Consider the following 7,414-nt stretch of genomic DNA (forward strand, 5'->3'; position numbering starts at 1 on the left):
GACGGTCGACGACTACGACGCGCTGCTTCCCTGGAAGCTGCCGGCCCACCTACGCTGATCCGCGTTCCTACCACACGTCACGCGCTCCGACACCTGAATTGAGGGGCGTCGCTGATGGACCGCATACAGTAATTGAGTTTGCCATTGCTAATGTTTTTCGCGACGCGGACCTGGTTGCATATCGATGCTTGCACACTGCTGGAAGCGCACCGGCGCTTGTTGCATCTGGTGTTTACCACCGACCTTGAGTTCAAATCGTCTGACACTTCTGCATCCTGCGCGTTTTCCTATTAAAACCCCTTGGGTCTGGCAGGAACGCCGGGCTTTTTTTATTTGGGCGCGACACGGTGCCATGCACGTCGGGCAAAAACGTTCGATGTTTTGGCTCTTTTGAAAACTGAGTGGGTAACGCGGCTCAGCGGGCATGCGCGTTGAACGCGGCGAAGTTAAGTTTTCCGGCAATGAGGAACAAGACCGTACGCATGGTTTCAAAGCGTGCATATCCACGAGCCTTGCGCTTTGCTGCCTGAAACAGGCCGTTGATGGCCTCGATGAAACCGTTGGTCTGACGGGTCTGGGTCCAGGCAACGATTCCATCGAAATGTCTGCGAACCAAACGCACGACATCCTTCATGGGCTCGACCTTGGAGCGCATGACGTTGGTACACCACTGATGCAGCATCTCGGAGACGACGTTGATTTGTTTGCGCTCGAGAATGTCGCGTAATTGTTCTCGGTAAAGCCAGGCTCGCGCGGTGCGATTGGTCGTGTACTGACTGACCAACGCCTCAAGGTCGGTGAGTTGCGCAAGGTTCAGTTTGTCGGCGTCCTTGAGCAACGTCCAACGCATGCCTTTAAGCTGAGGGTCGAGTTTCTGCTGCTGCCGACGTACTGCGTCGAGCGCCTTGGACGCGTGGGCGACGACGTGGAACTTGTCAAAGGTAACTCGCGCTTCGGGGAGATGTTCATTGACGCCCTTGACGAAAGCCGGCGACATGTCGATGCTGACCGAGCTCACTTGCTCGGGCGAGCCGCCGTGTTCGCTTAGGTAGGTGGCCAAGCGCTCTATCGTGCTGGCATCTTTGCCTGTGGTGACGAACACGACCCGCCGCGCCTGCATGTCGGCGACCAGCGTCAGATACTCATGACCGCGACGGTACGAGGTTTCGTCAATCGCCACCGCCGTCACACCCGACAGGTCGGCCGCCGCGAGCGCCAACTCCACATAACCGCGAACAGATGGCATGTACTCGATGCCACGACAGATTGACCGCGCGTGCAACGGCGGCGAACGGCATCTGCTGCGCGAGCATCAACACGAGCGCCTCGAACAATAATGTAAAGCCGCTGAGCTGGCCCACCCAACCTGGCTCAACCAAACGCACTGAACCATCGGGCAGGCGCACCCTGGGCACTCGCACTTCGAGGAAGCACTCGTGCTGGAAGAAATTCAGATGCCGCAGGCGCTTGATTTGCGTGTCATGCACGGGATGCTCGCCGGCAACTCCTGCATAGCCGAATCGGCTGCCTGCAACGAAGTCAACAGCGATGTTGAGCTGCCGCTGAGCAGCATCGAAGTCAACACTTCGGACATACCAAGGAGCCGTAATACCGAGGGCGGATTCGAATAATTGATTCGTCATAGCAGATTGGCTTTACATGGGTGAATCCCGCATTCTGCCGCAATCACCCATGACTCATCTTACTGGATGAGCGCGCCTCAAGGGTTCGCTGCGCCGGGCTCACGCCCGCCCTTGACCCGCCAAATCCACCCACTCCAAATTTAAAAGAGGCGATGTTTTTTAGCGCATAATCTTAGGACTTGTCCTCAATGACATATCCCATTCCACGCACTGTGTGAAGCAGTTTCCGGTCGAACGGTGAATCTATTTTCGCACGCAATCGTCGTACTGCAACGTCGACTACATTTGTGTCACTGTCGAAATTAATGTCCCATATTTGCGACGTGATAAATGTGCGTGTTAGTACTTCGCCTTGGCGCTCTGCCAACAATTGCAGTAAAGCAAACTCCTGCGCCGTGAGTTCGATGCGAACGTTGCCCCGGCGCACGCGCCTCTTGACTAACTCGATCTCTAAATCAGCGACGAACAAGAAGTCACGTGTAGTGCGCGGGGCGCGCCGCAGCAGTGACCGGATTCGCGCCAGAAACTCCGCGTAAGCGAAAGGCTTCGCTAAATAGTCGTCGGCCCCGAGCTCGAACCCCTTTACCTTGCTGTCTACGCCGTCTTGAGAGGTCAGCAACAAAACGGGAGTCTGTTTTTGTTCTCTAAGCCTTCGAAGAACCTCGAAGCCGTCAATTTCAGGAAGCATCACGTCTAGTACGATTAGGTCAAAATCCTCATGGAGCGCTAAAAAAAGGCCATGACGGCCATTGCCGGATGTGTCAACCGTGAAGCTTGCTTCAGTGAGTCCTTTGTGAAGATAAGAACTCATTTTCTGCTCGTCTTCGATGATTAGGATGCGCATTGGCGGATACTCGGGTTCTTCTTTATGGGTCACTTAAAGGGCGCAGATTACAGGGCGGGCGGTTCATGAAAATGTCCTCAAGATGACGTGACAGGCGTGCTAGTGTTCAAATCCGAACGCAAGTGCGGGCGGATATCAGTCGAGCGAAGACGCGCAAAGTTCGCGATCAACGCTTGACAGACAGGTAGTCATCACCGAGACGGGCAGCTAGGCAGGCGGACATGCATGTTCTGGCACGGGTAATCAGGCTTTATTCGAAGGCTCGTGCTGGTTTTGCTAACGCCGTCCGGTGCGCGTTTATCCGTGTTCCACATTGACCCACACGCAGCGAGAGACATGCTCGTCATTATTACTGCGACCGTTAAGATTGGTCTGCCACAATTCGTTTTCATGTTGTCGAACGTCTCATCCTCATTTCACTGCTGTTACCAGTGTGTGCCGACACTCCGCTAACACGGGACTCACGACCTACTCAACTTGGAACGCCGTGGCAAGTTGGGTTCATTTTTCGCGCGCAACTCTTTGCCGAACCGTGTAGCGCTCCTTGTTTAATTCGATAAGGCGGTCGCTCGGCGGATAGTCGCTTCGGCTCGTTGGTACTAACCCGTCACGTTCGGCCTGAATCAGTTCCTGGATGACTTGCTCACGAGTTTTCCCAACCGGAGCCGCCTCGCCCGTCTGTGCTTGCCAACCTGAAACGTCTTGCCGGGATGCGGCGCTGCTAGGAACGGTATCAGCCTGCTGCTGTGGGAAGTTGTGGAGAGAGTCAGCTAAAGCGACGGTCGAGGTTGCGGTAATGCAAAAGGCGATTGCCCAGTGGTGCGGTTTCATCAGAGCCCCGTGGTAAATGCTCCGTCGGAGGTCGACGTGCAATACGCTTATTTTGGCCAATAGCGTCTGAACGGGCCGTGACGCGAAGATGACCATTCAGTCACGCGACGTCCAGACACTTAAGTGTTAAAGGATTTTTTAAGGCGTTTCGCCGGTCAATCTAATCCGGCAGGAGCGCGCCGATATATGCGGCGGCGAGCAATCCCGATCCATAACATCTAGGCGAAGTTCGAGGTCTTCAGAGAGAGGTTCGGCGAGCCGCGATTGCGCCCACAAGGGGCTGTCCCGAGCCACTGCAAGCCCTATACATAAACAATCGGCAAGTCTGGCTCTGTGAATGTCTGCGGCTTACAGCCTTGTTGCAATAGCCTCGATAGGTTTCATGCCACTTCCGAAACGCACGATGTTTTTGCGATGTTCTTTGAGCGCGCTGTATCGAATGTATTTAATGCCCAACTCTGCTACCCGTGAAAAAGCAGGTCGGGCTAGTTGGCTGCGCACGTCAGCTTCGCGGCTGTCCGGCGCGACGAGGTACAGATGACGATGAATGGTGTCCGCCGACCCCAGCGCGAGGTCTAAAAGCCGGACAATTCCTGAGTAGATGGATGTCGAGTGTTCCACCTCAAACGCAGCGACGACCGAGCCATCGTCGCTCAGCCAAATAATGTCAATCAACGGTACCGTCTCTCCGCCCACGATCGAGAGCGAAGGGGGCAATTGCGCGACGCATCCGTCGGATAGCTTCCCTTCAGCGTATGGTCGGGACCTGTCGTTGGTCGCGATCCAGACCTTATACCCGAGCGAATGTCCGAGGTCGCGCAACCATCCTTGAATCTCTGTATGCGATGCATCCTCTTGCCTGGTTGCTTCCAGTTGCTTCGCCTGGCTCGCGGACTGCTCGCGCACCGCGTGGAGATCTTTGCGCCACGCGTCGTGCGAAGCCGCGTCGTTAGCGGCTGGCGGAAGCGGATATCGTCCACTTCCAACGTCGAACAGAAATCCCGCGGCCGCGCCAAGGTCGTTTGATAGTTGTGCCCGGTAGGCCGCGTTGAATGCGAGGATGCTTTGGCGCATCGTGAGATAGTGGTCCCACCGGCCGAGCTTGACGTTGGAGCGAGTTATGGCGTTGAAGCCCTTGACGATGGCCGTATTGAATGGACTTACGAGCGTCGGGTGTATGAAATAAAGGAGGTTGGCCACCGCCGGCCCGAGACCTTAGATGGTGTGGGAATCGAGAACTCTGATTGCGGCAAGGACCTCTTCTGCTTCGTTGCAACAGTCGCAGGTGTCGAGCAATCGACCGAACACCCGCTGATTTGCTGGGCTCTCGTAGATATCGGGAATCCGGAGCTTGGGCTTCCACAGAAAAGCGTGGTCAGCGCCCTTGAAAATTTGGCGCTGCTCTGCAATCGAGTGGACGACTGTCTCGAGCGAGGAACCTCGATAGGTATTCCCGAACGTGCCCGACTCAATCTCTTTGACGACCTGCCGGAGGCCCTGCCTGATGGACCGAAAGTTCTTAAGCCGCTCCGGCCAGAGAAACCAGGTCTGGAACGTGGCGGCAGGGTCAGCCTTCCAGTGTCGAATCATGGTGGAAATTTCGTCCATTTTTCGTGACCTTTTTAGGTGGTCGCGAGTCTACCATTGCGCCGTCACTCGGCCGCGGGGAGCCACGGTCACAGCGTCGGCGGCGGTTGCCACGAAGTAGTGGCCGCAACGGCGCTGAGGCAGGCACTCAGAACGTGCCGCAGTCAGTTCTCCCGACCGCGACCCAGCGCATCGCGTCGTATTCTCGTGAACGAAAAAATGACGAATGGCGGAAGGCATGTTGGCCTTCAAGTCGCGACAGGAGCTAGAAGACCAGACGGTGACGAACATGCAATGTCCACGCCATCTGGGACGCCCGACATCGCTGTTTTGCGTTCTCTGTGCCTTGTCGTAAGTCAAGGAACCAAGCGCAAAAGGCATGTCGTCACCGCGCCTTTCACTTTTGCCACTGCCGCAAACCCAGCCCAGCTACGTACCTACAGTCGCCGCAGAATTGTCTTGATCTTCACATCACCGGAAGGTTCAAAATGGCTCTGTGTCCGACGGGGGAGTTCCATCATGAATATTAGCGAAGTGGCAAAAGCGTCGGGAGTGTCCGCGGAAATGGTGAGGCAATACGAAGAGTCGGGGCTTATCCGCCTGGCGACCCGGTCTGGGTCGAACTACCGTACCCACTCCCAGAACGATGTCGAAGTCCTCCGCTTCGTCAAACACGCGCGCACGCTCGGCTTCCCGATGAAGCAAATCGCCATGGCTCGCGCGATGGGATGACCGCAGTCGCCCAAGCAGCGAGGTGGAGGAGCTTGCAAGTCAACACCATGCCGAACTGAGCGCGCGCATCGCGGAGATTACCGAAATGCGCGACACATTGGAGCACCGAGCTCGACATTGCTGCGGAGACTATCGGCCGGAAGGCCCAGTTCTCGAAGGTTTGGCGGCGTCCCGGCATTAGCAAGGCGTGCCGCGATGGCGCATCGAAAAAGTCTTGACCTTCCTGCCATGGGAATGTTGATACTAGATTTATCAAACATAACCTGACGGAGAGAAAGCATGGAATTTCAAGTCAACGATATGAGCTGCGGTGGCTGCGCACGAAGCATCACCAACGCAGTGAAGCAGGTCGACGCCTCAGCCACCGTAGACGTCGATATCGCTCAGAAAACGGTGAAGGTGACTTCGTCCGTTTTGCCTGAGAATGTGCTCAACGCAATTACGGAAGCTGGTTACAACCCAGTCTTGAAAAGCTGATTACGCCCGGGTCGCCTCTGACCCGGGCTTTTTTCGAGGTGTTGGCAATGGAAGTGACCCTGGAAAAAGCGAAAAAGCCGACGACAAACAGGCATCGAAGGAATGGTCAATTCCCATCGAGGGAATGACGTGTGTCTCGTGGTCGCTCGCGTCGAGAAGGCCCTGAATAAAGTGCCAGATGTCACGCATGCAACTGTCAATCTGGCGACCGAGCGTGCCAGTATTACGGCCGGGGCTGCAGTGGCGCAGAACGCCATTGTCGATGCGGTAAAACGCGCCGGCTATGAAGTGGCTTCGAATCCGACCACGTTGGACATCAAGGGAATGACATGCGCTTCATGCGTCTCTCGCGTAGAGAAAGCGATATTGCGGCTGCCTGGGGTATCAACTGCCGTCGTGAATCTAGCCACTGAAACCGCGACGGCGACGAGCACCGGCGTGAGCGATAACGCAATAATCGCTGCGGTGACCAAGGCAGAATACGAAGCTGCACAGCATGTTGCCAGTAGTACCAAGCCCGCACCGTCTCATTTTGATGCCGACATGCTTGCTGTCATGGCGTCCGCTGTCTTAACCGTCCCCTCGTCATACCAATGCTCCCGACGCTGTTCGGCGCTCACCCGATGCTTCCGGCGTCGGCCCACGCTGGAAACATGAATTTGCTCGTGGCTCTTGGAACCACTGCAGCTTACGGTCTCAGCGTGTATGAGCTCATCGCCCATCCGGGCAAATGAATCATCTCTGCTTTGGCCAGCACGGCATTGTAGGCAGCCTTATAAAATCTGGCGCCAAAAACGAACTGCACAACGCTCGCTAGTGCCAGCGGCCGACGTTGGTATCGCAATGTCGACTGGAACCGATGTCGCAATGGCGGCAGCGGGGGTCACTCTTATGCGCGGGCCCGGCACTTATCGCAGACGCTATCGATCTCGCGCAGGACGGACAACAAGATTCGACGAACCTGTTCTGGGCCTTCGTCTGCAACTTGATTGGCGTGCCGTTAGCAGCGTTCGGCCTGTTAAATCCAATCGTAGCGGGAGCAGCAATGGCATTCAGCAGTGTGAGGTCGGTCGGAATCCATGGACGCCAACGGGTTAAGCAGCGGTTTTACTCAAATGGAATCGCTGCGCGAAAGCGGCCGGCGACAGATAGTCCAGACGCTCCTGTGTGCGTTGCCGGTTATAAAAGATCTCGATGTATTCCGTGATTTCTCTGCTGGCCTGATCGCGGGTCGCGAACTTGCGATGATAGACGAGTTCATTCTTCAGTGAGCCCCAGAATGATTCGATGGGTGCGTTGT

General features: G+C 56.0%; 7 protein-coding genes and 3 pseudogenes. 5 read left to right on the forward strand and 5 right to left on the reverse strand.

What is annotated here, in order from left to right:
* Positions 1-415: 415 nt before the first annotated feature.
* The 4 genes and pseudogenes from ACRXB1_RS25795 to ACRXB1_RS25810 all read right to left on the reverse strand — a co-directional run bounded on the left by ACRXB1_RS25795 (position 416) and on the right by ACRXB1_RS25810 (position 4,926).
* A pseudogene (locus ACRXB1_RS25795) lies at positions 416-1,643 on the reverse strand (ISL3 family transposase).
* Positions 1,644-1,815: 172 nt separating this feature from the next.
* Entirely contained in the window at positions 1,816-2,487 is a 672-nt protein-coding gene (locus ACRXB1_RS25800) for a heavy metal response regulator transcription factor (RefSeq protein WP_449493656.1), read from the reverse strand.
* Between the two features lie 501 nt (positions 2,488-2,988).
* Positions 2,989-3,318 (reverse strand): DUF4148 domain-containing protein, encoded by a 330-nt coding sequence (locus tag ACRXB1_RS25805; protein WP_449493650.1) that lies wholly within the window; start codon positions 3,316-3,318, stop codon positions 2,989-2,991.
* A gap of 348 nt (positions 3,319-3,666) precedes the next feature.
* A pseudogene (locus ACRXB1_RS25810) lies at positions 3,667-4,926 on the reverse strand (type II restriction endonuclease).
* A 498-nt stretch (positions 4,927-5,424) separates the two neighbouring features.
* On the opposite strand from ACRXB1_RS25810, the gene ACRXB1_RS25815 reads away from it, so the two are divergent.
* The 5 genes and pseudogenes from ACRXB1_RS25815 to ACRXB1_RS25835 all read left to right on the forward strand — a co-directional run.
* Positions 5,425-5,637 (forward strand): MerR family transcriptional regulator, encoded by a 213-nt coding sequence (locus ACRXB1_RS25815; RefSeq protein WP_449493651.1) that lies wholly within the window; start codon positions 5,425-5,427, stop codon positions 5,635-5,637.
* A gap of 22 nt (positions 5,638-5,659) precedes the next feature.
* Complete coding sequence (locus ACRXB1_RS25820; RefSeq protein ID WP_449493652.1) at positions 5,660-5,818, forward strand: hypothetical protein; 159 nt, start codon at positions 5,660-5,662, stop codon at positions 5,816-5,818.
* Positions 5,819-5,916: 98 nt separating this feature from the next.
* A complete protein-coding gene (locus tag ACRXB1_RS25825) occupies positions 5,917-6,114 on the forward strand; it encodes a heavy-metal-associated domain-containing protein (protein WP_449493653.1) in 198 nt (65 codons plus the stop codon).
* A 102-nt stretch (positions 6,115-6,216) separates the two neighbouring features.
* On the forward strand, positions 6,217-6,771 hold the full coding sequence (locus ACRXB1_RS25830; RefSeq protein WP_449493654.1) for a cation transporter: 555 nt from the start codon (positions 6,217-6,219) through the stop codon (positions 6,769-6,771).
* A 165-nt stretch (positions 6,772-6,936) separates the two neighbouring features.
* Positions 6,937-7,186, forward strand: a pseudogene (locus tag ACRXB1_RS25835) (copper-transporting ATPase); the annotation flags it as partial.
* A gap of 22 nt (positions 7,187-7,208) precedes the next feature.
* Here ACRXB1_RS25835 and ACRXB1_RS25840 read toward each other — a convergent pair.
* Positions 7,209-7,414: IS3 family transposase (locus tag ACRXB1_RS25840; RefSeq protein WP_449493655.1), on the reverse strand; the 206-nt coding region annotated here is incomplete at its 5' end.

The sequence above is a fragment of the Caballeronia sp. M23-90 genome (genome assembly GCF_053574605.1).

Excerpts from the sequence above, each read along its gene's own strand:
- ACRXB1_RS25800 (WP_449493656.1), bottom strand. The coding sequence starts at position 2,487 with ATGCGCATCCTAATCATCGAAGACGAGCAGAAAATGAGTTCTTATCTT.
- ACRXB1_RS25805 (WP_449493650.1), bottom strand. The coding sequence starts at position 3,318 with ATGAAACCGCACCACTGGGCAATCGCCTTTTGCATTACCGCAACCTCG.
- ACRXB1_RS25815 (WP_449493651.1), top strand. The coding sequence starts at position 5,425 with ATGAATATTAGCGAAGTGGCAAAAGCGTCGGGAGTGTCCGCGGAAATG.
- ACRXB1_RS25825 (WP_449493653.1), top strand. The coding sequence starts at position 5,917 with ATGGAATTTCAAGTCAACGATATGAGCTGCGGTGGCTGCGCACGAAGC.
- ACRXB1_RS25830 (WP_449493654.1), top strand. The coding sequence starts at position 6,217 with ATGGTCAATTCCCATCGAGGGAATGACGTGTGTCTCGTGGTCGCTCGC.